The organism is Gracilibacillus sp. D59, assembly GCF_052246695.1.
Lineage (GTDB): Bacteria > Bacillota > Bacilli > Bacillales > Amphibacillaceae > Gracilibacillus.
This window is the reverse complement of the sequence record NZ_JBQQCK010000006.1, coordinates 228,456-254,063: the sequence shown is the minus strand read 5'-3', so window position 1 is coordinate 254,063 and position 25,608 is coordinate 228,456. Positions and strand designations below refer to the sequence as shown.

General features: G+C 33.7%; 23 protein-coding genes and 1 riboswitch. Of the genes, 21 read left to right on the top strand and 2 right to left on the bottom strand.

Annotated elements, in window-relative coordinates:
* Positions 1-21: 21 nt before the first annotated feature.
* The 17 genes from ACTWP4_RS12710 (at position 22) to ACTWP4_RS12630 (ending at position 18,413) form a co-directional block, all read left to right on the top strand.
* Complete coding sequence (locus ACTWP4_RS12710; protein WP_443129145.1) at positions 22-1,359, top strand: DEAD/DEAH box helicase; 1,338 nt, start codon at positions 22-24, stop codon at positions 1,357-1,359.
* Complete coding sequence (locus ACTWP4_RS12705; RefSeq protein ID WP_443129144.1) at positions 1,356-2,054, top strand: ComF family protein; 699 nt, start codon at positions 1,356-1,358, stop codon at positions 2,052-2,054. The genes ACTWP4_RS12710 and ACTWP4_RS12705 overlap by 4 nt, the downstream gene beginning before the upstream one ends.
* Before the next feature lie 61 nt (positions 2,055-2,115).
* Positions 2,116-2,538, top strand: a complete 423-nt coding sequence (locus tag ACTWP4_RS12700) for a TIGR03826 family flagellar region protein (protein WP_443129143.1) — start codon at positions 2,116-2,118, stop codon at positions 2,536-2,538.
* Positions 2,539-2,893: 355 nt separating this feature from the next.
* Positions 2,894-3,148 (top strand): flagellar biosynthesis anti-sigma factor FlgM, encoded by a 255-nt coding sequence (flgM, locus tag ACTWP4_RS12695; RefSeq protein ID WP_443129142.1) that lies wholly within the window; start codon positions 2,894-2,896, stop codon positions 3,146-3,148.
* 30 nt (positions 3,149-3,178) lie between these two features.
* On the top strand, positions 3,179-3,676 hold the full coding sequence (locus ACTWP4_RS12690) for a flagellar protein FlgN (RefSeq protein ID WP_443129141.1): 498 nt from the start codon (positions 3,179-3,181) through the stop codon (positions 3,674-3,676).
* 15 nt (positions 3,677-3,691) lie between these two features.
* Positions 3,692-5,380: a flagellar hook-associated protein FlgK gene (gene flgK / locus ACTWP4_RS12685; protein ID WP_443129140.1), complete on the top strand. Its 1,689-nt coding sequence runs from the start codon at positions 3,692-3,694 to the stop codon at positions 5,378-5,380.
* A gap of 7 nt (positions 5,381-5,387) precedes the next feature.
* Positions 5,388-6,326, top strand: a complete 939-nt coding sequence (flgL, locus tag ACTWP4_RS12680; RefSeq protein ID WP_443129139.1) for a flagellar hook-associated protein FlgL — start codon at positions 5,388-5,390, stop codon at positions 6,324-6,326.
* Positions 6,327-6,393: 67 nt separating this feature from the next.
* Positions 6,394-6,984: a DUF6470 family protein gene (locus ACTWP4_RS12675; protein WP_443129138.1), complete on the top strand. Its 591-nt coding sequence runs from the start codon at positions 6,394-6,396 to the stop codon at positions 6,982-6,984.
* A 12-nt stretch (positions 6,985-6,996) separates the two neighbouring features.
* Complete coding sequence (gene fliW, locus ACTWP4_RS12670; RefSeq protein WP_443129137.1) at positions 6,997-7,443, top strand: flagellar assembly protein FliW; 447 nt, start codon at positions 6,997-6,999, stop codon at positions 7,441-7,443.
* Position 7,444: 1 nt separating this feature from the next.
* A complete protein-coding gene (gene csrA / locus ACTWP4_RS12665; RefSeq protein ID WP_443129136.1) occupies positions 7,445-7,675 on the top strand; it encodes a carbon storage regulator CsrA in 231 nt (76 codons plus the stop codon).
* Between the two features lie 124 nt (positions 7,676-7,799).
* A complete protein-coding gene (locus ACTWP4_RS12660; protein WP_443129135.1) occupies positions 7,800-8,927 on the top strand; it encodes a flagellin N-terminal helical domain-containing protein in 1,128 nt (375 codons plus the stop codon).
* Positions 8,928-9,012: 85 nt separating this feature from the next.
* The gene (locus tag ACTWP4_RS12655; protein ID WP_443129134.1) at positions 9,013-13,887 is read left to right on the top strand and encodes a glycosyltransferase; all 4,875 of its coding nucleotides are present in this window, start codon (positions 9,013-9,015) and stop codon (positions 13,885-13,887) included.
* Positions 13,888-13,938: 51 nt separating this feature from the next.
* Positions 13,939-14,916, top strand: coding sequence for a sulfotransferase family protein (locus tag ACTWP4_RS12650; RefSeq protein ID WP_443129133.1), 978 nt, complete (start codon positions 13,939-13,941; stop codon positions 14,914-14,916).
* Between the two features lie 446 nt (positions 14,917-15,362).
* Complete coding sequence (locus tag ACTWP4_RS12645) at positions 15,363-15,440, top strand: hypothetical protein (RefSeq protein WP_443129158.1); 78 nt, start codon at positions 15,363-15,365, stop codon at positions 15,438-15,440.
* Positions 15,441-15,698: 258 nt separating this feature from the next.
* Positions 15,699-17,522, top strand: coding sequence for a flagellar filament capping protein FliD (gene fliD / locus ACTWP4_RS12640; protein WP_443129132.1), 1,824 nt, complete (start codon positions 15,699-15,701; stop codon positions 17,520-17,522).
* 69 nt (positions 17,523-17,591) lie between these two features.
* Positions 17,592-17,945, top strand: coding sequence for a flagellar protein FliT (locus tag ACTWP4_RS12635; protein ID WP_443129131.1), 354 nt, complete (start codon positions 17,592-17,594; stop codon positions 17,943-17,945).
* 99 nt (positions 17,946-18,044) lie between these two features.
* Positions 18,045-18,413 carry a hypothetical protein gene (locus ACTWP4_RS12630; protein ID WP_443129130.1) on the top strand — a complete coding sequence of 123 codons (369 nt, stop codon included), beginning with the start codon at positions 18,045-18,047 and terminating at the stop codon, positions 18,411-18,413.
* 175 nt (positions 18,414-18,588) lie between these two features.
* On the opposite strand, the gene ACTWP4_RS12625 is transcribed toward ACTWP4_RS12630, so the two are convergent.
* Positions 18,589-20,559 carry an SH3 domain-containing protein gene (locus ACTWP4_RS12625; protein WP_443129129.1) on the bottom strand — a complete coding sequence of 657 codons (1,971 nt, stop codon included), beginning with the start codon at positions 20,557-20,559 and terminating at the stop codon, positions 18,589-18,591.
* 1 nt (position 20,560) lies between these two features.
* Complete coding sequence (locus tag ACTWP4_RS12620; RefSeq protein ID WP_443129128.1) at positions 20,561-21,148, bottom strand: hypothetical protein; 588 nt, start codon at positions 21,146-21,148, stop codon at positions 20,561-20,563.
* Positions 21,149-21,727: 579 nt separating this feature from the next.
* A riboswitch (cyclic di-GMP riboswitch) is annotated at positions 21,728-21,814 on the top strand.
* A 29-nt stretch (positions 21,815-21,843) separates the two neighbouring features.
* Here ACTWP4_RS12620 and ACTWP4_RS12615 point away from each other — a divergent pair.
* The 4 genes from ACTWP4_RS12615 to ACTWP4_RS12600 all read left to right on the top strand — a co-directional run bounded on the left by ACTWP4_RS12615 (position 21,844) and on the right by ACTWP4_RS12600 (position 25,576).
* A complete protein-coding gene (locus tag ACTWP4_RS12615) occupies positions 21,844-22,335 on the top strand; it encodes a hypothetical protein (protein ID WP_443129127.1) in 492 nt (163 codons plus the stop codon).
* A gap of 18 nt (positions 22,336-22,353) precedes the next feature.
* The gene (locus ACTWP4_RS12610) at positions 22,354-23,427 is read left to right on the top strand and encodes a DUF5667 domain-containing protein (protein ID WP_443129126.1); all 1,074 of its coding nucleotides are present in this window, start codon (positions 22,354-22,356) and stop codon (positions 23,425-23,427) included.
* A 170-nt stretch (positions 23,428-23,597) separates the two neighbouring features.
* Positions 23,598-24,305 carry an RNA polymerase sigma-I factor gene (gene sigI / locus ACTWP4_RS12605; protein ID WP_443129125.1) on the top strand — a complete coding sequence of 236 codons (708 nt, stop codon included), beginning with the start codon at positions 23,598-23,600 and terminating at the stop codon, positions 24,303-24,305.
* Positions 24,305-25,576, top strand: a complete 1,272-nt coding sequence (locus tag ACTWP4_RS12600; protein ID WP_443129124.1) for an anti-sigma-I factor RsgI family protein — start codon at positions 24,305-24,307, stop codon at positions 25,574-25,576. Before sigI ends, ACTWP4_RS12600 begins: the two co-directional genes overlap by 1 nt.
* The last annotated feature ends 32 nt before the right edge of the window (positions 25,577-25,608 follow it).

Genomic DNA, 25,608 nt, shown 5'->3' with positions numbered 1-25,608 from the left:
CCTTCATATAGGAGGTCATTAATGAATTTTTCAAAAATCCTCGCCGGAAAGCTTTTATTAACCTCGGAACTCCCCCTTGCAAGTTCAACGACTGATTATCTTATCCGCACCAATCAATTAAAACAACTCCCTAGCATGACAACCAAATATGGTCGATATCAATGTAACCGTTGCGGAAATACGAATCAACAACTGTTCGCCAATATAGCCTGTGCAAGATGCGATCATACCCATCTCTATTGCCGAAATTGTATCCAAACAGGTAGAGTACTGCATTGTGACAACCTCTTAACTTGGAACGGATCAGAACCCTCTTGGCCAACTCAAGCACAACCTTGTCAGTGGACAGGCACATTAACTTCCCCTCAACAAACAGCAGCAAAAGCAATTGAACAAGCGATTAACAACAAGCAAAAAGAGATACTCACTTGGGCTGTTTGCGGATCTGGTAAGACTGAAATGCTATTTCCCGCCATAACAAAAGCGATTAAAGAAAGAAAAAGAATCTGCATTGCCACCCCTAGAGCAGATGTTGTAAGAGAACTATTTCCCCGTCTCCAGCAAGCCTTCCCTGAGACAGAAATTGAAGCCCTATACGCGGATTCACCAGATCGAACCGATAAAGGACAGTTGATCATCAGCACTACCCATCAATTAATCCGTTACCAGGATGCTTTCCATGTCATGATTATCGATGAAATTGATGCTTTTCCTTTTCACCATGATAAAACCTTACCTTATTTAACCAATCGAGCCTGTAAAAAGGATGCTACAACCATCTATTTAACAGCAACACCCAGACGAGAACACAAACGAAAAATCCGTCAAAAGAAACTGCCTGTTCAATTTGTACCAATTCGTTTCCACGGTCATCCCTTACCAATCCCCCAACTTAAAATAGAAATCGGACTAAGGAAAAAACTAAATCGAGGAACAGAACCAAAAGCATTGCAACAGTTCCTTGCCACAAGATCTAAATCGCGACAATTATTATTATTCGTTCCAACGATCTCCCTACTGGAAAAGGTAGCCGATCGATATCAGGCCATTTCAGTTCACGCCGAAGACCCTGACAGAAAAGAAAAAGTAGAACAATTCCGCCAACAAAAAATCACCACCCTTGTTACAACGACGATTCTCGAACGAGGAGTAACTTTTCCTTCTGTAGATGTAGTCATTCTCGATGCCGGGCATCATGTTTTTGATGAAGCCGCATTAGTTCAAATTGCAGGGCGAGCTGGAAGAAGTCCTGATGATCCAACCGGTGAAGTCTTGTTTATCCACCAAGGTAAAACAAATGCAATGGAAGATGCAATTGCTCAAATCAAAATGATGAATAAGAAAGGAAATATACTATGACGTATTGTTTAAAATGTCAGGAATGGATTAGTCATCCCATCACATGGGGTACACTTTTTCTTCCGCAAGAGCAGACTGTATTATGTAATAGCTGTCAATCACAGCTGGATAGAATTGAAGGAGACGTTTGTGAACGTTGTGGAAGACAAATGCCCAAGGAAACTATATGCGACGATTGTAGGAGATGGCAAACCAACCAAATGTACCAAGATGTATTACAGTATAATCGATCCCTTTTTTCTTACACACCGTTTATGCAAGATATCATTACCCAGTGGAAATACCAAGGTGATTATCAATTGAAGGAAATATTTAATCCATACATCAAAAAAGAAATACAGTCCCTTTTTCCAATTACATCCCTCACTATAGTGCCGATCCCCTTAACAAATGAAAGACTTCATGACCGAGCATTTAATCAAGCAGAGGCTGTTGCAGAAATTATTACAGACCACTATAAGAACCCGGTTAGCCACGCCCTATCAAGAAAAGCAAGTCATTCAGAGAAACAATCCAAAAAATCAAGACAACAGCGGATTACAACAAAAAATCCATTTTTCTTAACTGAAACACTTGAAACAGATGTCTTACTTGTCGATGATATATATACAACTGGTATGACGATTCATCACGCAGCAAGACTATTGAAAGAAGCAGGATGTGCCCATATGTACAGTTTCACACTTGTTAGGTAGTATAATAAACCTAAAAAATGTGCTATAATCAAACAAAAATCGACAGAAAGAGGTGCCGTCAATGGGAGAATTAGCAAATTGCGCCAGATGTGATAAAGTCTTTGTCCAAACAACAAATTCCATTTGTCCTGATTGTATAAAAGAGGATGAAAAACAATTTCAAATTGTCTATGATTTTCTAAAAAAACGTGAAAACAGACAAGCAACGATTCCGGAAATCGTCGAAGCAACAGAAGTAAAAGAGGATATTATTTTACAATTCGTTAAAGAAAACCGCCTTCGATCAAGTCAATTTCCAAACTTAAGCTTTCCGTGTGAACGCTGTGGTGAACCGATTGCCAGTGGAAAAGTCTGTGAGAACTGTAAAAACGAATTATCTTCAGATCTACGCTACCAACAAGAAATTGAACAAGTAAAACGGAGAAATGAGCAAGAAGAAAAACAAAAAGCTCAAACCTACTACACAAGAAGCCGTAATAACTAAAACCTCCATATAATAGGAGGTTTTAAAGTATGAAATTCGCGCGGATGTCTAGCTCCGAGCGCCCAAAAACTAAGCGACTTCACGAATCGCCCTACGATAAGTCATCATCGGCTCGCAAGCTCACCGTGATTCCCTTTATCTCAGTTGATTCTGAAGTCGCTACGTTTCTAAGCGGGCGCTCTGCGCTTTTCTTATTACAGGACGAACTAATCCACAAGCCCCACTTCTGATACTTTAGACCTCTTCCCAATACCCAACCAAATCGATATACTAAAAGAATATTAAACATTTCCGATAATCGTCCGATATAAATGATAAATACTTATGTGCGAAAAAAGGAAAGAGGTGAAAGGCCTTGAAAATCCATGGACCCAACCATTCAAATATGAATCCATATCAAAAATCACAACAAATACAGAAGCAAACAGCATCCAAGTCCCATTCACTGAAACCGGATCAGCTGGAAATTTCAGATAAAGCATTAAAAATGCAGCAAAAGGATTCTCGTCAAGCTTATGTGAACGAAATTAAACAACAAGTAGATAATGGCGAATATAAAGTAAACAACAAAGAAACAGCGAAGAAGCTGTTGAACTACTGGAAAACGTAATAAAATGGAAGAAAAAGGAGCAGAGCCCTTATGTCCGTTCAGCCTATTATACAACATCTCAATAAATTGATTGAGTTACATGACAGTCTACTGCACGTTTCGATGCAAAAAACAGAATTGTTAAAAGAAAATAAGATCGATGATTTGCAAAAGTTACTTGTGACTGAGCAAAAGCATGTGCAAGCCATCAATCAAATCGAACAAAAACGGATCGATGCTGTTGCTACCTGGGCACAAGCAAACAGTTTAGACACAGCTTCTGTCACTGTTTCTGCGATCATTGAAGACTATGCAACTGGAGCGGATCAAAAATCATTAGAAGAGGTCACACTTAAACTGGCCGAGAAACTGGTTGAATTACGAAGACAAGAAGACTTAAATAAACAATTGACCCAGCAGTCATTACAATTTGTCCAGCTGTCGTTAGATATGATGCAGCCGTCGATGAAAAATATGAATTACGGAAAATCAAAGCAACAACCACAGTCATCGGGACCAAAACGATCGGTATTTGATTCAAAAGCGTAAGTAGGGGGAACAAAGATGTCATCAACTTTTAATGGATTAGAAGTAGCAAAACGAGCACTTCATACACAACAAGCAGCATTATATACAACTGGTCACAACATTGCTAATGCAAATACGGAAGGCTATACGAGACAACGAGTAAATATGACCCAAACGGCACCATATCCACCAGCATCCCGAAACAGACCGGAAATTCCTGGACAAGTTGGTAGTGGGGTAGAAGCAGGATCGATTGAACGTATTCGGGATAGTTTTATTGATAAGCAATATCGGCAGGAGAATACGAAGGTAGGATTCTATCAAACGAAAGCAGACATGATGTCTAAAATGGAATCTATTTTAAATGAGCCCTCAGAGGAAGGGTTATCCAAATCTTTTGATCAATTTTGGCAATCATTACAAGATCTTTCCGTTAACCCAGAGGATTCGGGTGCGCGGTCTGTAGTAAAAGAGAGAGGTATTGCACTTTCTGAAACATTGAATTACGTACATAATTCCTTGCAAGAGGTTAGAACTAATTTTAAAAATGAAATTGATGTAGATAACACACAGGTGAATTCTCTAATTGATCAAATTAATCAATTAAATGGTCAAATAGCAAAAATAGAGCCTCATGGCTATGTACCAAATGATTTATATGACAAACGCGATAAATTAATTGATGAACTTTCAGAATATGTTGATATAAAAGTAGATTATCGAGAAAGTTCAGGTGATCCTAGTCCGATTGCTCAAGGTTTGGCCACGATCAAATTAAATACAGACAATATAACTGTAAATGGTACTGGCGGAAATATAATTTTAGTAAACGGACAAAAAGGTGGTCCGGAATTAGGAAGTAAGGATGCTGTGAATCATATGTTCGTAGACTTTGATGACAACAATAATGTTAATGCTGTCTTTTTTGCCAAACCAAATACAGATGAAACAAAAGATACGGATGAATATGTACAAGATTTAGTAAACAATTTTAATAATGAAGCTTTTATTTACGGCAAGAATTATAATATTAATGGGAAAATGGATGCCTTGATTGATGGAGCGGGTTACAATATTGGAACATCCTTCCAATATGACGCTAGCGGTACTCCAGTAGAAGCCACAGATGGCACAGCAGCTGGGGAAATAAATAAACTATTACAAGATCTAGATAAATTAACGGAAAATTTTGTTCGAGAATTTAACGCTGTCCATCGTCAAGGTTATACATTGGAAGATACTCCACAAACTGGACTTAATTTCTTTACAGGAGCCAAGGCTTCAACCATTAAAGTAAATGATGACATTCAGAATAATGTGAATCTGATTGCAGCCAGTTCATCAGGAGCGTCTGGTGATGGAGAGAATGCTATAGCGCTAGCTGATGTTTATACAAAAAGAGCGGAAGAGTATCTAGTTAATGCTGATCCTCCAACATTTGACCCAACTATCCCAGATAAAGCATCTGTAAAAAGTTACTATGAGGGTATTATTGGTGAGCTTGGTGTACAAACGCAGGAATCGATCCGTATGCAAGGGAACTCTGAAGTTCTTCGTCAACAAGTAGATGAATCAAGACAAGCAATCAGTTCTGTTTCACTGGACGAAGAAATGACGAACTTAATCAAATATCAACATGCCTATAATGCAGCAGCACGTAATATGACAGCAGTTGATGAGATGTTAGATCGAGTAATCAATAACATGGGATTAGTGGGGAGGTAAGTAATTAATGCGAGTAACTCAAAGTATGCTAACTAATAATATGCTTAGAAATTTAAGTAGTAGTTATCAAAGTCTTGGTAAGTATATGGATCAATTATCTACTGGTAAAAAGATTAATCGCCCATCTGACGATCCAGTTGTTGCAATGAAAGGTATGAATTATCGTACTCAAGTTAATCAAACTGAACAATTTGAGCGTAATTTAGGAGAAGTTCATAATTGGATGGATAACACCGATGCAGCATTGGATAAGACTCAACAAGCTTTGGCTAGGTTAAGGGAATTAGCGGTTCAAGGTGCTAACGGTACTTATGAAGAAGGACAGAGAAAAAATATAGCTTCAGAAGTCGATCAACTAAAAGATCACTTACTAGAGATTGCCAATACTAAAGTAAACAATAAATATATTTTTAGTGGAACTGAAACAACAGGTGATGATGGCGACAAGCCATATAAAATTGATAGTGATGAATTAGGAACTAACAATTTTTATAATTATGCAGGGAACCAACAAGCTGTTAACATTGAAGTATCTTCAGGATCTAAAATTCAAGTAAATATTCAACCTGATTCGGTCTTTAATGAAGAGCTTTTTGCAGATATCACCAATTTTTCTAAAGTGTTAAAAGGAGAACAGCCAGTTGATTATAATCCACCCGAAACAGAGCCGACCGAATTAGGCGATTATATTAAAGTGTTAGACGAACATATTGATAATAATGTAAATACACGTGCTGACTTAGGTGCACGCCAAAATCGTGTTGAATTAATAGAAAATCGTGTTCAGGATCAAGGAATTTCTGCAAAAGAAATGATGTCTGAAAACGAAGACGCAGATATCGAAAAGGTTATAATGAAACTTACTTCACAAGAGGCTGTTCATCGAGCTGCGTTAAGTTCTGGTGCACGAGTCATACAACCAACTTTATTGGATTTTCTACGTTAATATTATAAGCCTTACCTTAATAGGTAAGGCATTTTCAATATAAAGACTGGAAATTGAGGGTGACGAAATGCAATTGCCACAAATTCGATTACAAACACAAGTTGCTAGAATTGGTTTGAAAAGCCATGATGCTCAGTTGCAAATAGATTCAGGTCCAGCAAAGCAATCGATTAGACAACCGAAAGCAGACATACAAATAAGGACAACTCCTAGTAAATTAACTATTGACCAATCGAAGGCTCTTGCAGATGTAGGACTGAAGCCAATAACTGAACTTAACGCAGAATTCGCACAAGAAGGAAAGCAGAAGCTTTTAGAAGGAATTGCTCGTCGACGACGTCAAGGTGATGAACTAATGAAAATTGAGGATGGTGGAAATCCTATTGTTCGACAAGTAAAAGAAAATAGTCAAGACCCACAGAGACAATTTAATATAGGATGGATACCATCTGCGAATGGAGTAAAGATTGATTACCGGCCCGCAGAAGTTAATATAAAGGTGACACCACAAAAACCACAAATCGAAACACAGCCGACTAAAACACAATATCAATATCAAAGTGGAAATGTAGAAGTATACTTACTACAGAAGAGTTGGTTAGAAATTGATTTTGTGAATTTAAAACATGTTGGCATAAATTTTGAAATGGAAATATAAGAAGGGTGAGCTATGCAAATTCAAACAAAATACTTCGGTGAAATAGAGATAAATCAAGAAGAGGTCATTCATTTTCCACAAGGAATTCCAGGTTTTATAAATGAGAAAGAATTTATTCTACAAAATTTTGAGGAAAGCGGACTTTTTCAAGTTTTACAATCCACAAAGGGAATGGATCCAGCATTTCTGGTAATAAATCCATTTTTATTTGTAAAGGATTTCGAAATCAATTTGGATGATGCATCCATTGAACAGTTAAATATAGTTAGAAAAGAGGACGTTGAAGTATTATCCATTGTTACAGTGAAGGAACCATTAAGTAACAGTACAGCAAATCTTCAAGCACCATTGATAATAAATCGAACTAATTACACAGCAAAGCAATTCATAACCAATAGTTCGGTTTATAAAACACAAGAGCAAATATTTAAACAAACCTCCAGGGTAAAGGGGGAATAGCATGTTAGTTCTATCAAGAAAAACTAATGAAGCCATCCAAATTGGTGATGATATTGAGATCAAAATAGTGTCCATAGAAGGCGATCAAGTAAAATTAGGTATATCAGCACCAAAAAATATAGAAATCCATCGACAAGAGATATATCAAGCCATTCAGTCAGAAAATAATCAAGCAGCAAATATATCAGCAAATTTAATTGATTTAATTAAAAAAAATAATAAAAAAGACTAAACATGTGCTTGAAATAACCGATAAATATATTAGAAGCTAATAAAGGTGATTGGCGGCCGCTTTCACTTTATTAGTAACTACCACAAGGATGTGGAAATATATATTACTCAAGGAGGATTTTTAAATGAGAATTAATCACAATATTGCAGCGCTTAATACTTATCGTCAACTACAGGGCGCAAATAACATGCAATCAAACTCTATGGAAAAATTATCTTCAGGTCTTCGTATTAACCGTGCAGCAGATGATGCAGCAGGTCTTGCGATCTCTGAAAAAATGCGTGGTCAAATCCGTGGCTTAGACCAAGCACAACGTAATGCACAAGATGGTATTTCTTTAATTCAAACTGCTGAAGGTGCTTTGAATGAAACACATAGTATTCTTCAACGTATGCGTGAGTTATCTGTTCAGTCTTCTAATGATACAAACACTGATGCAGACCGTGAAGAAATCCAAAAGGAAATTAATCAATTAACAGAAGAAATTGATCGTATTGCTAACACTACTGAATTCAATACTCAAAAATTGTTGGATGGATCCAAAGGAACTGGTGGAACTATAGATGCTAGTGCAGAAATCTTTTCGGAAAATTCTGACACGTTTTCAATTACGTCTACAATAGATAACTCTACTATTACAAGTAGTGGATCTTATTTTCTTGAAGTTGGAAGTGAAACAACCTCAGCTGGAACATTTAATTATACTATGACTGATGAGGCTGGAGATGTTGTATCTTCTGGTACAGTTTCAAGCAGTTCATCGTTTACTGTTGGTGGTGTCACTCTAACAGCAGGTTCATCACTACAAGAAGGCGACACACTTGGCTTGAATGTACAAGATGATGTTGGTACAACAGAAGGTGACTTGAATTTCCAAATTGGTGCCAATACAGGTCAGATTATGAAGGTTGATATCAATGATATGAGTTCTTCTGCATTAAATGTTGATGAAATTGATGTTACTACAGCAGATGGTGCCGAAGCATCAGTTACAGCAGTAGAAGCGGCATTAAGACAAGTATCGGGAGAACGTTCTAAACTTGGTGCTTTCCAAAATCGTCTTGAACATACTATTAATAACTTAGGAACTTCTTCAGAAAACTTAACAGCTGCCGAATCACGTGTGAGAGATGTTGACATGGCAAAAGAGATGATGAGTCAGACAAAAGCAAGTATTCTTTCTCAAGCTTCTCAAGCAATGCTTGCACAAGCAAATCAAATGCCACAAGGTGTACTTCAGTTATTACGTTAATAATTTTAAAAAAGAGGGAGCTAGTCGCTCTCTCTTTTTCAAATCTTTTTTAGTTAGAAATAGTATAAGATTGGAATGAAAGTTAATGAAATTAACAGCATGTATAATCACTAAAAATGAAGAAAAAAATATAGAGAAGTGTTTGAATAGTGTAAAACCAATTGTTTCGGAAATAGTTGTAGTGGATACAGGATCAACTGATTCAACTGTTGATAAAGCGAAAAAAATAGGGGCTAAAGTGTATCATTTTGAATGGGTTAATGACTTTGCTAAAGCGAAAAACTTTGCTATTTCCAAAGCAACTGGTGATTGGATTATTTCTTTAGATGCCGATGAATACCTTGAAAATGTTGATTATCAATTAATGAAGAATTGCATTAATAAAGCTGATAAATCCAAGTCTGATGGATTATTTGTTAACTTAATGAATTATGACGTTGTATTAAATAAAATCTTAAGTACAATTCCAAAAATAAAAATCTTTAGGAATGATTCTCATATTCAATACTACGGTGCAATTCATGAAACTGTAAAACGGTTAAATGAAAATATTAGAGTTATAGATATGAAAGAAAAAATAACAATAGTCCATACCGGTTATTCTAGCGGTGAAATTGAACGCAAAAAAAAAGGTGAACGTAATCTATCTATGCTATTGGAAGAAGTGTCATCTAATCCAGAAGATCATGATTTGAATTTTTATTTATCTGAAACATATAGTCAAATGGGTGAATTTGAATTAGCATTATTTTATTCACTGAGAGCTTTTGAAATTGGTAACTCTGAATTGTTAGGTGCTAAAGAAAAAAACGTACTAAATATATTAAAATACATGAAAAAGTTAGAATTCCCTAATGATGAAATAGAGAAAGTAATATTTGAAGCCAATAATTTATATCCGTCTTATCCAGATTTTTATGTTTATTTAGGTGATTATCATCGAATGCATAATCAACCTGAAGATGCTATTCTTATGTATGAAAAAGCAGTTTCTTTGATGGATCATAATCAAAATGTACAAGGAGAATCTCAAGTTTCATCGGTGATCATCCCAATTTACAAAGAAATTGCATCACAATACTATAAATTAAGTGATTTTTCACAAAGTGTTCATTATTGGACGTTAATATTAAATAATGAACCATATCATTACTCTACATTGAAGAATATTATCAAAGTATTCATTAATAATAAGGAAAATGATACTAAAATTATTAACTTTTTTAATAATATTTATAATTTTGGTAAGGAAAAAGATTTAGTTTACCTATTAAAAGCTTCTTTACAAAATGGGGCGTATAATATCTCCCAATATTTTATAGACAAGCTAAGTGAGTTAAATTTAAAGTTAAATGATGAAGAGCTTGATTTGAAATTAATAAAAGGAAATTATGAAGGTATAGCTCTTGAATATATAGAGTCCTTCGAAAAAGACTCAAAGCAACATTTTTTATTAAAGGCTTTTGTAACAGCATTATTAGAAAATGACGAGATAGTAAAAGATAAAGTTTTTGAAAAATTAAAACAAAATGGATTTAACATTACTGATGGAATTGATGGAGATACTGTAGAATTTCTCATACGAACAGTTCAAATTCTAATAGATTATTCTTCTTTTGAAAAAATTGACACAATTCTAGAATTGGTTAATGATAACGAATTTCTATTGAATGTGGGTGAACTTGTTTACCAATCTAAAGGATTTAATATAGCATTAGTTTACTTTGATAGATATATCCAACTGAATTCTGATATTGAAGAAAAAAGACTGACTGATATACTTTATAAAATGAGTAATAGTCTATATCAACTTGGAGAATTCGAAACAGCAAGTAGGTATATTAATGAAGCTTATAAGATAGATGGTAATTCTTATGTAATTAATAGTTTACTGCTTAAAATATTTGAAAAAGTAAATAATGATGTAGATTTGGAAAAAGCAATTATACACGCGTGCAGTATGTATCCATCTTCAGAACATTTTATTAGTTATAAAAAGAATTATCAAATTAATGCAAATATAAGAACAAATAATGAGAATAATATATCTTTGAAAAAACTTCTTTATTCAGAATCTTTTCTTCAATCGTTAGAAGAAAAAAGTAAACAATTAATAACTGAAGATAGAAAAATAGAAGTAGAGCAAATAAATAAATTTCTTAAGAGAGAATATGAAAAAGCTAGAAATTGGAAGGGTCAAAAAGAATCTAAAATGAGTATTCAAAAAACGGAAAACAAAAAAGTTCTAATTATAGCCTACATTTTCCCTCCCCTTGGTGGGTCAGGAGTTCAAAGAACCTTGAAATTTGTTAAATATTTACGAAACTTTGGTTGGGAACCTGTAGTTGTAACTGTAGGTAATAATAGCTTTAATTTTATTGATGAAAAATTGGAGTCAGAAATTCCACAAAATATTGAAATTATACGTGTTGATGACCCTCAAATAATTAATAAGTCTACTAGTCAGGAAGTAATTGATTTATATATTAATATGGGAATTAATAGAGACATAGTAAAAAGCTATGTTCAAATAGCAAATAAAAATATTAATAACCTTAGTAAATTACTATTACCTGAACAACAAATTATTTGGGCAAATAATGTTCTGAAAAATATTAAAAAACAAATTAATATTGAGGAAGTTGATATAATTTATTCAACTTCCGGACCATATTCTGATCATATAGTCGGCTACTATTTAAAAAAGGAATTTAATAAACCATGGGTTGCCGATTTTAGAGATGAATGGTCAAATAATCCTTATATAAACATTAACCATGATAGTATTATGTATAAAATGATCTATTCAATGGAGAGTATTCTTGTTAATTTTTCAGACAGTATAGTTACTACTACTCCTTTGGCTAGCGAAAATTATCGAAATACTTTTAATTTAAAAGGAGATAAAATATCTACTATTACAAATGGATATGATGAACAGGATTTTGAAGTTATTCAAAACAAAACTCATCAGAATGAAAAATTCACATTATTACACAATGGGTTATTTTATATGATTAGAACTCCAGAGACGATAATTGAAGCTGTTAATAAATTGGTATCAACTGGCTTGATTCCAAAGGATAAAATTCTTATTCAATTTTCATGGTCAGAAAATTTAGATAAGTGGAAAACTAAAATTATGAATTATGGGATATCTGAATGCTTTGAATTTATTGGATACATGAACCATCAACAAAGTTTAGAATGTGCTAATGCAGCAGACCTTTTATTACTAGTTAGTGGTCCAGGTGAAAAAAATAAAGCTATTTTCCCAGGTAAATTGTTTGAATATTTCAGATTAAATAAACCAATACTATCCCTTTCCCCACAGAAAAGTGTTGTGGAAAATTTAATTAATAAATTGAACAGAGGATATAATGTAGATTTTAATGATATTGATGGTATTCAAAACATTATTCATCAATACTATCTCCAATGGGAAAATGATGAATTACCTGTATACGAAATTGATGAAAATATTCAGCAATATGAACGGAATAATTTAACAGAAAAGTTAGTTGGAGTTTTCGATCAACAGTTAAATAACTTTGAAACACTGAAAGGAAAATTAAAGGAATTAAAAGCTGAAATTATGGAACTAGTTTATAATGAAAAGTTCATAGAAGCTTACAAATTGATCCCTGAATATAGGGAATGTTCCCCGAATGATGTTGACTTATATTCCATTGAGGGCATCATAAAGTTAAACATAAATCAGATAGATGAGGCCGAATTAGCTTTTAAAAAAGGATTAAAAATTGACTCAAATAATGTAGACTTGTTGTATAATCTTGGTTTTCTATATCAGATTAAGGAACATTATAGAGATTCTGTGGATAGTTATCAAAAGGCATTTAACCATTCTGATGAAGCTGAACTTAAAAATGAAATCAAAAATATAATTAATGAGATTAAAAGATCTCATCCAAATGAAAAAAGTAAAAAAAGGATTGCCTTTTTTGCAATACCAAATGGGGGAGATAAATTTTTAGGGGATATTATAGAAGGGTTATCAAAGGATTACGAAGTAAAAAAAGTAATTGTTTCTGATTTAAAACAAATTGATCAAGGAATGGAATGGGCGGATATTTGTTGGTTTGAATGGTGTGATCAATTAGTAGCCTATGGAAGTAAACTACCCCTGGCAAAAAACAAGAGATTAATTTGTAGAATTCATAGGTATGAAGTATTCACTAACAATCCTTTGAATGTAAATTGGAATAATGTTGACAAACTAATTATTGTAACAGATCATCTTTTGAAGATACTCGAAAAAAGAGTGCCAGATATTAGATTAAAGGTTTCAGTTGAAACTATTCAAAACGGTGTAGATTTAGACAAATATGATTTTACTGCACGCGAAAAAGGATATAACTTAGCCTTTATAGGAGATGTTATTTATCGTAAAAATCCTTTTTTTATGCTTCAAATAATGAAGAAAATAGTTGATGTTGACAATAGGTATAATTTGTCAATTGCGGGGAGATTTAGTGATCCATTAATTAAGGAATACTGGGATTATCAAATAAAGGAACTAGGTTTAGAAAATAATATACATTTTGATGGTTGGATTGAGGATGTAAATTCATGGCTAAAGAATAAGCAGTATATATTAGCACCTTCAATACATGAAAGTTTTGGGTATTTTATAGCAGAAGCAATGGCTAGTGGCATTAAGCCGATTATTCACAATTTTTTATATGCAAAAGAGATATGGCCGAAAGAATACTTATTTAATACCATTGACGAGTGTATTGAAATCATTATTAGTAATAATTACCAGTCTAATGAATACAGAGAGTTCATTAAGAAAAATTATTTACTTGAGAAACAAATTGTTCAGACAGTGTCTGTTATTTATAATTTAGTAAATTCAGAAAATGATAATATAAATGCTAAGTTTTGTAAAATTAACTCTGTGCCAATCGATATAAATTTTAAAAATAAAAATTTGTGAAAATTTTAGCTTAATTAATAAATATTGTTGTTAGATGAAAGGATGATTGGATTGGAAGAACCTATTTTTATATTAGGCTGTCATAAATCTGGTACTAGTTTAATGAGAAATTTATTAGATGGACATTGTAAGTTATTTGTGGTTCCGATAGAGTCGCATTTTTTCCAACTTTCGAGGATTGCTGTTGATTACAGACTTCGCCAAACAGAACCTGCAAACTTTGACTTAGAAGAAATAAAGACTGAACTATTTAATTGGATTAAGAGAAACAATAAGGACCATAGTGATGTATATGCTGATAGCAACACATCAGGAAAATGGGATTTGCAAAAGTTTTCTAAATATATAATTAATAGTGATATAAATAATTGGAATGATTTATTTATTGCGTATATTAAAGGGATGTATTATTCATTATTTTCAAAAGAAGTACCACCAGGAACTCGATTTGTTGAAAAATCAGTTGAAAATGCTGAATTTGCTTGGATATTAAAAGGAATATTTCCAAAAGCTAAATTTATTCATGTTGTTAGAAATCCTTATGCAACTCTCACTGCAATTAGAAAACATAAGACATATCAAGGTGCTTTTCCATTTTTAGGTCATAGTTTATTTTCAATGAGAAATTCATACTACAATTTGTATAAAAACAACCAATTTTTACCTGACTATCATGTGGTAAAGTATGAGAATTTAGTTCTTGAAACAGAAAAAGTCATGAAAGAGCTATCAATAAATTTAAATATTGAGTTTAATGACAACTTATTAATCCCAACAACGTTGAATCAGATTTGGAAGGGAAATAGTACTACTAATAAATCATTTTTAAAAGTGTCATCAATACCTACTACTCATTGGCGGGATGATATAAGAGATATTGAAGTAAATCTAGTTAATAGAGCTTTTCCATTCCTACTTAGAGATTTTGGATATGAAATATTAAATACCAAAGCAAATATTAAAAAAAAGGAACCTGATGAAGATGATCAAATTTATATAAGAAATAGGATTTTATTTGATTTAATTTGAGAGAATTCACCTGAATTTAAAGAGTAAGAAATTTAATAATCACTCAGTTTTAAATTGATGATTTTTCAGCTATTGAAATGCCAAATTGGAGAAGTTCTAGAATTCCACATCCGAATTATTGTACATGAAATGGTTTATGTAGTAATGAAGGAATAATTTTCTTGATCTACCAACAGAACTTAAGCTTTAATACCGCCAGAACCAGATAGCTGTGCATCAAGGTATTTGATTGCCGCATATGCAGCTGAATAATCAGCAATTGAACTTTCCTAAGAATCTATTTCATTTTTTAATTTTGCAAATTATCTAAGTCAATTAGGAGTATTCCAAAATCAATTAGAAAGTGCTATCAATGTTTCATCGATTACACATGAAAATCTTACAAATGCAGAATAGAGAATTAGAGATGCAGATTTGGTAAAACAAATGATGAAACAAAATATTCGATTTTAGCACAAGTCTCTCAAGTAATGTTGGCACAAGCTTCACAAAAACCGCAAGCAGTATTAGAATTAATTCAATAAATAACAAAGTAGGATTCTAAATAATTAGGATCCATTTTTTATCACTTATTAAGCTGTGGAGAATAGTATTCACAAGAGTGAAAAATATACCACTTTGTGATGAATGAGTGCTAATTATCAAGGATTATTTCTTACATTTAAAGTGAAAATAAGTCAAATTCAATAATCTGAATCTTGAAAATTACTACACAAATTGACTTACTATCCGATAATATAAGTACAAATACTAACCGGAATTTAAAAAGGAGTGATCATCATATGGCATACAGTGTAGATACTTCAAGTAGAATAACTGGTCTTGCGACTGGTATTGATACCGAATCATTGGTAAAACAGTTAATGGCAGCGGAGCGAAAACCTTTAGATAAAATGACACAAGATCTAACATGGAAAACGTGGCAACGTGATGCATACCGAGAAGTTAACAAACTTTTTTCAGAATTAGATCAAAAAATGCTGGATATGAAATTATCTTCTGCTTATAATACGAAAACCGTAACTTCTTCTGATGAAAGTCTAGTAACAGCTACTGCGACCCCTGGTGCAGCTGATGTTTCGCATACAATACAAAGTGTGGATGCCCTTGCTACTGCATCCCATAATGCTAGTACTGGAAATATATCTTCCAATTCTATTGATCCAGACAAAAGTATATGGACAATGCAAAACAATTTTAACAATGCATTTACTTGGACAACTGATACTTATACTCAAGAAGATATAGAAGTTACAGCTAATAGCCAAAGATTTAAATTAGACAAAGGGGCTTTGGAGAGTAGTTCTTTAACTAATATTGAAGTAATTGATGGAAATGGTGCTTCCACCTCATACAATGTAGTTGCTGGTTCAACTGGTGATTTGGAAAACACTACTTTAGCGGCTGATGATGTATTTGTTAATGTTGACACTGGTGAGTTAACCTTTGGTTCAGTAATAACTAAAGGTAGTACGATAAAGGGACAAGATTATGATCATAATGTAGTAAACTTTTCAATAACCACCTATGATACTGAAGGAAATCCAATTAATGATTCAGAAAATAATGATGGGGATTTTGATTTCAGTTTTGATGGTACAGCTTCGTTAAATGATATCATGGATGGTATTACAAGCTCTGATGCTGGAGTTTCAGCTTTTTATGATGAAGTAAAAGATGTAGTAAGTTTGCAACGACAGCAAACAGGTAATCTAAATAATGGGAATCCTGGTATGGAATTTTCAGGAGATTTCCTAACGAGCACTTTAAATTTAGATCAAACACAAGAAACAATAGGACAAGATGCATCATTTACAATAGATGGACTTAGTACTACCAGACATTCAAATACATTCACTATTAGTGATGTGACGTATACTTTAAAAGGCGAATTTACTACAAATAATGTCTCTATAGGTGTACAAAATGATGTAGAATCTAGTTTTGAAAAAATAAAAGAATTTGTTGAAAAGTACAATGAAGTTATAGAAGAATTGAATGGAAAATTACAAGAAGATCGCTATCGAGATTATAAGCCATTAACAGAAGTGCAAAAAGAAGGTATGTCTGAACGTGAAATAGAGTTATGGGAAGAAAGAGCCAAAAGTGGTTTATTAAAAAGTGATTCCATCATAAATAATGGTCTGTGGTCGATGAGAAGTAACTGGTATGGAGTGGTAGAGAACGAAAGTGATTTTAATCATTTAACAGACATAGGAATCACAACTTCTAATGATTATACAGAAGGTGGAAAGCTAGAAATAAACGAGACGGAACTAAAGAAAGCATTACGAGAAGATCCGGATGGAGTTTACAAACTGTTTTCCAACGATGTAGAAGGATCAGGACGGGGAATTATTAATCGTCTAGAAGACTCTATGGAAAATACCATTAGTCGAATCGAAGAACGTGCTGGTAAGCCAGGTTCTACATTACAAGCCTATACTATAGGTAGACAAATGGATAACATGGAAGATCGTATATCCGCATTTGAAGATCGCTTAAGACAAGTTGAGGATCGGTATTGGAGACAATTTACCCAAATGGAACAAATGATCCAACAGATGAATTCACAGTCTTCTTACTTGATGCAACAATTCGCTTAATGAAAGTAATGTGTTAAAATTAAGCTTAATAGATTTTAAATTACTAAAGGAACAAGGTGTTTACCCATCATGGTGAGAATGACAAGATTAAAAGAAATTACTCTCAAATTAAACCAAACATTAGATGAAATACGAAAGTCAGCAAACCGAGAGGAAAGAATAATTGAAATTCAAAAATTATTAAATGAAAGAGAAGACCTCTTAAAAGAAGTTAAGAAGCCATATACAGAAGAAGAGTTGAAAGTGGGAAGAGAATTAATAACGATAGATCGCGACATACAAAAGAAAATGAATCAAATATTTGAAGGTGTAAAGGTTGATGTACGAAGTGTCAGAAAGCAAAAATCATCAAATCAAAAATATGTCAACCCATATCAAAATTTAGCAACAAATGATGGCACTTTTTTAGACAAAAAAAAATAGTGAAAAAAATAAAAAATCTCTCAAATCGATTGATAAGAGAGGTTTTTTTACAACATGCTCATATGATTAAATTTTATACAAAGGACTTGGTGAATAAGAATGGAAAATCAAATTGTCGTCATGAAAAACATCGTAGAATTATCTGAAACAATGGTAGAAGGACTACAACACCTTCAATCAGAAGTAGAAAATGGAAACCTTGACGAAACCATGTACTTATTTGAAGATTTTATTCAAGCATTTGCATCAATAGAGAATGCGATGAATTCGATGGATGATGAATTAAAAGGTGACATTACAGAAGTAAAAATGGATAATGTAAAAGAGAATATTGAACACGTCGTACAAGGATATGAAAAAAATGACCAAAACTTATTATTGGAAAATATGCAACATCACTTAGAACCGACTTTGCTAGAGTGGAAAAAGCAAATGGAAAAACAATTTCATCCATATATATTGAATTAATTCTGCAAGTTCATAATCGGCTAAAAAACATATTAATGAGATAATGGAAATATTACCTTTTGGAAAGCGAATTAATTATGCAAATAATGATGCATCAGGTTTATCGGTAGTGGGGTTGTCAAGAAAAGGGCTAGAAGTTTAAAAATTCTAGCTCTTTTTCCTGATATGCAAGATTCTATTCCCACACCTTCACCACAATCTTACTACTAATCCATCCACGACCTCCTTGCTCATTCTCAACCTGAAACCAAACCCGACCTTCTTCACCTACCTTTTTATTATTTTGATAAACTAACGAATCTCCGGTACTAACCACAAATGCAATCTCACTGTCTAACGATGGTTTAGACCTCACATTAGCATACTCTGTCGTAATTTCATAAGTAGTAACAGGTACAGTATTTGTTTCGTTTGATTCAGTCTTTTGAGGACCGTTTAGCCAACTCCAATTCTGTATCTGTTCTTGACCATATTGATAGAGATCAGGTCCAGCAAAATAGCCACCTGTGATCAATCCAGTGCTAAGAATACCAGCAACAAGTTTCTTTTTGTGAGTACCTACCCATTGGAAAGAGCTTCTATTCCACGGCCATAAAATACTTTTCCAATACAGTTTTCTAAGGTAAGCAGATAATTCATCTTTTTGTAAACTATTATCTATTTTGATTAATGCTTTTAGTTGTTTCCGATTTAATGAAATATCTTCTTCCTCGTCTTCCTCACTATCAGTTTCGTATGATAGGTCAAAAACATCTTCAAGGAAAGATCCAATCAAAGCTATTGCTTTATGTTCATCAAAAAAAGCTTCCTTAGATGCTGGCTGTTCACCATAATAGATACCATACGTCCCTACACGTTGATCGACACGGATAAAATAATCAAAAAGTAAGTGACCATCTTTCACTTTTTTCCGCCGAACTGCTTCTTTAATAAAACGAATATAAAGTTCACTCATTGAATGAAATCCCAATTGCTTCACATCGCTGTCAAGTATATACAGATATAATTCCTGAAATAATTGTTTCGTCGTGTTATAAAAACTATCAAAATGACCATTCTTGTATTCTTCCAATAAAGCTTCTTGATAACTAATGTAATAGTACATATGTGCGAGGTAGATGGCAGATTGCCCATCCTTGACTTCAACTCTGGTACTAACCGGGTTATTTTTTACATATTGAAAAAGTTTTTGTGACACTTGAATAGCTTCCTGCCACTGTCTATATTTTAATAAATGTTGAATCCCGTTGGTTGTTTTTTTCGTCCAGACGGTTAATTCTTCTATTTCCTGCTCTGTAATGGTTAGTTGATATGTCGGTGTTAATAGAGCTAGTCCACTAAAGGTCAATCGTTGTGTAGCAAATTGATCATTTACCCGTATGATGGTACCACCATAAAGAGCCATCATTGCCAGTTTGTAATGAAGCTCAAGCTCTTGTAAAAAGGAATTAAATCTATCAATATAATGATTCCAACCTTGAATTACCTTATCCATTGATTGATGGATTTGAGTTTCACTATCGTCTCCCATTAAAGCACCAACACCAGCCCCAGCAAAAGGGATGCCAACTAACAATCCAAGTAGTGAAGCACCACCTTTAATAATGGATTTTCCCTGCTGATCACTTTTAACACGATCCATAACGATTGCATGCTGACCAATTTTATCTGTATATTTCTTTAAAGCATTTGTCAGGTTATTAATATGAAGTAATATTCCTTGTTGCAACCCATTGAAAAAAGGAGAAGGGTATTGATAGCGTAGAAAAATTTCTCCATATTCACCCTCAGACATTGCTCGTATAAATTGTATGTAGTCTGATTCCAGTTCATCAAAGCTTAATGCTGTTTGCAAATCCTTTGATACTTTCCCTGGATCGGTATAATCAAAAAAGTTACGAATGTATCGCTGTTGATCTTCTGTTGTTGGTTTGTCTGGAAAAGAGTCTTCCAATCTACTTAAGGATTCGTATCGATGGCGAAGCTGGTCCCATACACGATTCATTGCATTTTCTGTAACGTGGTCGACATATGCAATTACTTCCTCCCAGCAGGGTTGGGACAAACGTGACTTTAAATCACTTACAATCAAGTCATATTCTTTTGCTGGGTCTTTGAAATAGTTTTCTAGTTTTGAAACTGCCATCTTATAAGAACTCCAGTACGTCAAGTGCGTCTGATCCGTCCATCGCAGTCCCTAAATCAGCACTAGAGATTTGTGATGATACAGCTTCAATTTCACTGAAATGGTTTTGTAAGTCAAATCCACTTGTATAACTTTCGCTATCAACAAAAGAGGAATCTATATGAACCTGAGATTCACCTATCACACTGTTTTCGGAAGTGCTAAACATAGTACCACCACTTGGAGCAACAAAATCAACCCCATCTCCAGTGAAATTAGGTTGTAATGTACCTATATGCTCTCCATTTTGGTAGTAATTTTCTTGTCCGAAAATCGAAGAACGGCTTGTAATGTCATTGTCAATCCCAGTAAAGTCAAAAGTAGTGCCACCTTCAACATTCTCTCTTACATGTGCTGTTTCTCCATTTGCAAAATGGAATGTTTCACCACCGGCAGCATTAGGCATCGTTTCCAAAATAGGATTACCATTAATGTCAACGAAAGAACTGCCACCGAAGAAATTCTCCTTTACATAATACGTCTCAGACATTGGTGCAATAGACGTATCATTTTGAAATAAATCATTCATAAAATCAGAACCATAATTCAATATAATCACCTACTAATAAAAATAGTAAAAAAGACATATGATTATTATATCAAATATCTTAAAATAAAGAAATTTTAATGTGCGGGTAGGAAAGGGAAAACTTTTTAATGGCAAAAATTTTATTTACCCCGGCTTATATAATTAAAAGTGCGCAATAAAGCGAGTATGCGCACTTTTTTTTGTGATTATTTTTTTACGATACTTCTCAATATTTTCTTTCCTTCAGGGGTTAAATAAACTTTATTATCCTCCAGTAATTGCTTGGCCATACCTGCCGTCATTGGTTTTGCTTGTTTTGCCAACGTTTTTCCTCCTTTCTGTTACATGTCATTATATGTACAAGTTAACCTACTTGTAAGAGCAAGCTACACTAAGGTAAATGTGGATTTTATCAAAAGAAGTCAGGGGTCACTTGTTTCTTTTAAAATAGTTTCTTCTTTAAGGTCATATAAAACTGTTTACTAATACTAGAACGTTCATCATATTTATTTTTTTTAACTTTTTATATTTTAATTTTTTATAGAAAAAATTTTGTTCTCCCCCCTTTTTCAATACAAGTCTTTCGTATAGATAGTTGAAAAAGGAGAAAGGCAAAACTGTTAAAAAACAGTGACGCAAAGCTATAGGGGCTAATGTGAAGGGTCACAAAGCCAGCCAGCTACCAAGAGATAATGATAGTGAATGGGGGTGAAGCGTTGAAACAAGTGTTGATAGTATCCTGTTTGTTCTTTTTAATGGCATGTGGTCAAGGGGAGAGTGCCACGGATCTTGGGGAGAATACCGGACAAGCAGAAAAGCAAGATGTACTGTATGAAAATGATGTTTTCCAAATCGGTGGAGTAGATGGTTGGTCAGTTGAGGAAGAAGCCACCGCTGAGCAAGAGCAGAACATCGTTTTTTCAAACGGGACAACAAGGGTAATTGTTTCGTCGGTAAGTAAAGAACAAACGGTGGATCTATTAAAAAAGAACGTTCTATCTTCTTTTTCTAAAAAAGCGGAATTAATAGAAGAGGATGAGAATTACTTAGCTGTTCAAACAAATAGAAATGAAAATATACGTGGGGATATATATTTTCATCAAGGTTCGAAACATAATGTGATTTTTACTTTCATGACTCCTGAACAGCATTATCAAGAAAATAAAAAGCAAATAAATGCATTCAATGAGAGTATTCAAATATTTTAGATGGAGGGAATAGCTGATATGAAGCTAAAAACATGGTTATCGGCAGCAACAATTAGTGTATTAGTTGTAGGAAATACTGCATATGCAAATGAAGTAGAGGAAACGATTACCCCAGATGAGGAATTATATGATACTGCTCTATTAATTGAAGAAACAGAGCTGGAACTGACAGAAGACCAAACCGAAAGAGCGCTATTATTAGACGAGTTTGTGAGTGACCGTTTGAATGAAATAGAAACTTTAATTGACGAAGGTAATATTGAAGAAGCTGAACAATTAATCGAACAATATGAAGAATATTTAGATCGATTAGAAGGTGAATTAGAAGCTGCAGAGGAAGAGCAGGAAGAATCAGAAGAAGAAGCAAATGAAGATGATGACGAAGTAGAAGAAGTGGAATTACCTGATTCAGAAGAAGCGGATGATGAAAACGAAGACTCCGATCAAGAAGAGAAAGAGGAAAGCACGGAGGATCGAGATGAAGCAGAAGATGAATTAAGAGATAATGCCAAACAACGTACTATCAAACTTCAAGCTTTATTAGAGCGCGATGATTTACCAGAACAAGCAAAAGCAGGTATTGCTAAAGCACTTGAGAATCAAAAGCGTGCTGAAGAAAATTATCTTCGAGCAAAATCAAAAAATGAAGATGAAGAAGACGTAGATCAACCGGAAAATGAAGATATCGTTGAGGAACAAGAAGATGATGAATCAGAAGAAGCAGAAGAAACTAAATTAGCAGAAGAAGTACAGGAACAAGCTATTAAAAAAGCCGAAGCAGAACAACGAAAATTAGAAAAAGCTGAAGAAAAGGCAGAGGAAAAAGCTGAACAAGCACAAGAGAAAGCAGAAGAAAAAGCTGAAAGAGCGGAAGAAAAAGCGGAAAAAGCACAAAAGAAATTAGAAGAGAAACACAAAAAAGCAGAAGAGGCACAAAAAAGAGCTGAAGAAGCAGAAAAAGAAGAAGAGAAAGAAGAACAAGAAGTAGAAGAGCAAGAAGATGATGATGAACCTGAAGATGATTCTAAGGCAGAGTCGGAAGAAGATGACGAGAATGATAGATCAGAAAAAGAAAAAGGAAAGGAAAGATAAAGATATTATCGATTTTTTTCGACAAAATTCCAAAAATATCTTTACCCTTAACTATTTATAGCTTACATTAAATATAGAAATGCTTTATCCTTTGACATCTATTAATATCTTTGAGGATAAAGCTTTCTTTTTTGGTGCTCATGAAATAGTGGATAAGGGAGAGGGGCAGGATGAAGCAAGAAGACATCGAGCATTCCATCACGGAGATACAAAAAGGGAATGAATTAGTTCGAGAACAGCTGATTCAATATTATCAACCATATATATTGAGTGTGGTAGGAAAAGTATGTAAAAAGTTTACAACATGGAATGATGACGAGGCGAGTATTGGCTTAATCGCCTTTAACCGTGCAATTGACACGTATGATCCTGGAAAAGGGAGAACTTTTCTTAATTATGTCTATTTAATTATTCATCGAGAATTGATCGATTTTTTTAGAAAAGAAAATCAATATCAAGATCTAATTAAGAATGGTGAAAAACTTCTCGAAACAAATCATGTGCAAGAATCGGTAAAACAATATCAACAAGAAGAACGGATTAGCAATATAGCGGAAGAAATTATTGATTTAAATGATCAATTGTCATGCTTTTATATACGTTTCGAGGAATTAGAATCATATAGTCCAAAACAGAAGCGAACAAGAAAAAAAGTGCTACAAATAGCTGAAGATTTTATTCAAAGAGAAACACTGGTAGAACAATTATTTCGACGTAAGCAATTTCCGGTTAAGGATTTTGTAACACTAACTAAATATCGTGTCAAAACCATCGAAAAATACCGAAAATATATTATCGCAATTATTATTATTTTATTACATCCTGAATGGAAGAATTTACAATCGTTTATAAGTGATAAAGTAAGGGGGGAGAAGTAGTGAAGCAAAAAATCAAAGGTGTGGTCATGGAGGTTCAGCAACATCAGATTGTATTGATGTGTGATGATGGTACTTTTCGTAATGTTCCTCGTGAAAAACATGACATGCCAGTTATTGGTGAGTATGTGACGTACCGAATAAAAAAAGCCCCTTTACTTCAATGGAATAGAAAAATGGTACTACCCGTTGTATCTTTAGCAGCAATTTTATTGTTTATCGTTATGAATGGATCTTTTTTCCAACCGAATCAACAAGCATATCTACTTGCGATTGATATCAATCCAAGTATTGAAATATCATTAGATGAAGATTTCAATGTGCTCGATATAGTTGCGTTAAATGACGATGCAAACCGTGTGATTCAAGACTTGGACATGGAAGGCCAAAAAATCGATAAGGCAATTAATGAAATTGTTGTACAATTAAAAGAAAAGCAATACTTATCGAAGGACACGTCTGCCATTGTTACCACGACATTGATCGATTTGCAGGAGAAGGATAAGACGGAATCAAAAAAATTGCTTTTAGTAGAAGAAATTTTCCATCATTCTTTTGCCCAAAATCAAGTTGGTGGGGAAATTGAGGTTTATGCCGAAAATGAACAATACTATCAAGAAGCAAAAAACGTTTCTCTGTCCGTTAATTCATATCGTTTGTACCAGCAAATGACGGAAAACAAAGCGGAAGTTGATATCGAAGAGGTTAAAAACAAGACGATAAAAGAACTCCGTCAAATGGTTGAAAAAGCAGCTGAAAAATCTGGTGAAACAAGAAATGATCAGCAAGAAAACCTGAGTTCATCAAAAAATAAAGAGGAAGCACCAGAGAAAAATAAAAACAGATCATCTCAAGCAAAATCTAGAGAAAACTCTGACAATAGTGGATCTGAAAAAGAGCATTCAAAACAGCAGGTTAAAGAGAATGATGGACAAAACAAGTCACAGAACAATGGCAAAGCACCAAATAATGAAGAAAAGAATCAAAACGAAAAAATCATAAAAAACAAAAAAACTGAAACCAAAAATGAGAGTCCAGCAAATGATAAAAAGAAAGATAATGCAATGGATAAAACTCCACCAAATGAAATACTCGAAAAGGCGGAGCAAAATCAACAGTCTAATAGCCAAAAACAAAAAGATCCTGAAACACCAGTGGAAACTGAGTGGGAAGCAGAAGATAATAGCAAATCTGATGAAAAATCTGCTGAGTCATCGTCAAAAGTTCAAAATCAGGCAAGGGAAAATAGTAATAGCAAACGGAAGGAAGATTAAAGCTATTTACAATATCAAAAGAGCAGAACCAC

What these genes read in the sequence shown, in the direction of transcription:
- ACTWP4_RS12710 (WP_443129145.1), top strand. Translation starts at nt 22, where the DNA reads ATGAATTTTTCAAAAATCCTCGCCGGAAAGCTTTTATTAACCTCGGAA.
- ACTWP4_RS12705 (WP_443129144.1), top strand. Translation starts at nt 1,356, where the DNA reads ATGACGTATTGTTTAAAATGTCAGGAATGGATTAGTCATCCCATCACA.
- ACTWP4_RS12700 (WP_443129143.1), top strand. Translation starts at nt 2,116, where the DNA reads ATGGGAGAATTAGCAAATTGCGCCAGATGTGATAAAGTCTTTGTCCAA.
- ACTWP4_RS12690 (WP_443129141.1), top strand. Translation starts at nt 3,179, where the DNA reads ATGTCCGTTCAGCCTATTATACAACATCTCAATAAATTGATTGAGTTA.
- flgK (WP_443129140.1), top strand. Translation starts at nt 3,692, where the DNA reads ATGTCATCAACTTTTAATGGATTAGAAGTAGCAAAACGAGCACTTCAT.
- flgL (WP_443129139.1), top strand. Translation starts at nt 5,388, where the DNA reads ATGCGAGTAACTCAAAGTATGCTAACTAATAATATGCTTAGAAATTTA.
- ACTWP4_RS12675 (WP_443129138.1), top strand. Translation starts at nt 6,394, where the DNA reads ATGCAATTGCCACAAATTCGATTACAAACACAAGTTGCTAGAATTGGT.
- fliW (WP_443129137.1), top strand. Translation starts at nt 6,997, where the DNA reads ATGCAAATTCAAACAAAATACTTCGGTGAAATAGAGATAAATCAAGAA.
- csrA (WP_443129136.1), top strand. Translation starts at nt 7,445, where the DNA reads ATGTTAGTTCTATCAAGAAAAACTAATGAAGCCATCCAAATTGGTGAT.
- ACTWP4_RS12660 (WP_443129135.1), top strand. Translation starts at nt 7,800, where the DNA reads ATGAGAATTAATCACAATATTGCAGCGCTTAATACTTATCGTCAACTA.
- ACTWP4_RS12655 (WP_443129134.1), top strand. Translation starts at nt 9,013, where the DNA reads ATGAAATTAACAGCATGTATAATCACTAAAAATGAAGAAAAAAATATA.
- fliD (WP_443129132.1), top strand. Translation starts at nt 15,699, where the DNA reads ATGGCATACAGTGTAGATACTTCAAGTAGAATAACTGGTCTTGCGACT.
- ACTWP4_RS12635 (WP_443129131.1), top strand. Translation starts at nt 17,592, where the DNA reads ATGGTGAGAATGACAAGATTAAAAGAAATTACTCTCAAATTAAACCAA.
- ACTWP4_RS12630 (WP_443129130.1), top strand. Translation starts at nt 18,045, where the DNA reads ATGGAAAATCAAATTGTCGTCATGAAAAACATCGTAGAATTATCTGAA.
- ACTWP4_RS12625 (WP_443129129.1), bottom strand. Translation starts at nt 20,559, where the DNA reads ATGGCAGTTTCAAAACTAGAAAACTATTTCAAAGACCCAGCAAAAGAA.
- ACTWP4_RS12610 (WP_443129126.1), top strand. Translation starts at nt 22,354, where the DNA reads ATGAAGCTAAAAACATGGTTATCGGCAGCAACAATTAGTGTATTAGTT.
- sigI (WP_443129125.1), top strand. Translation starts at nt 23,598, where the DNA reads ATGAAGCAAGAAGACATCGAGCATTCCATCACGGAGATACAAAAAGGG.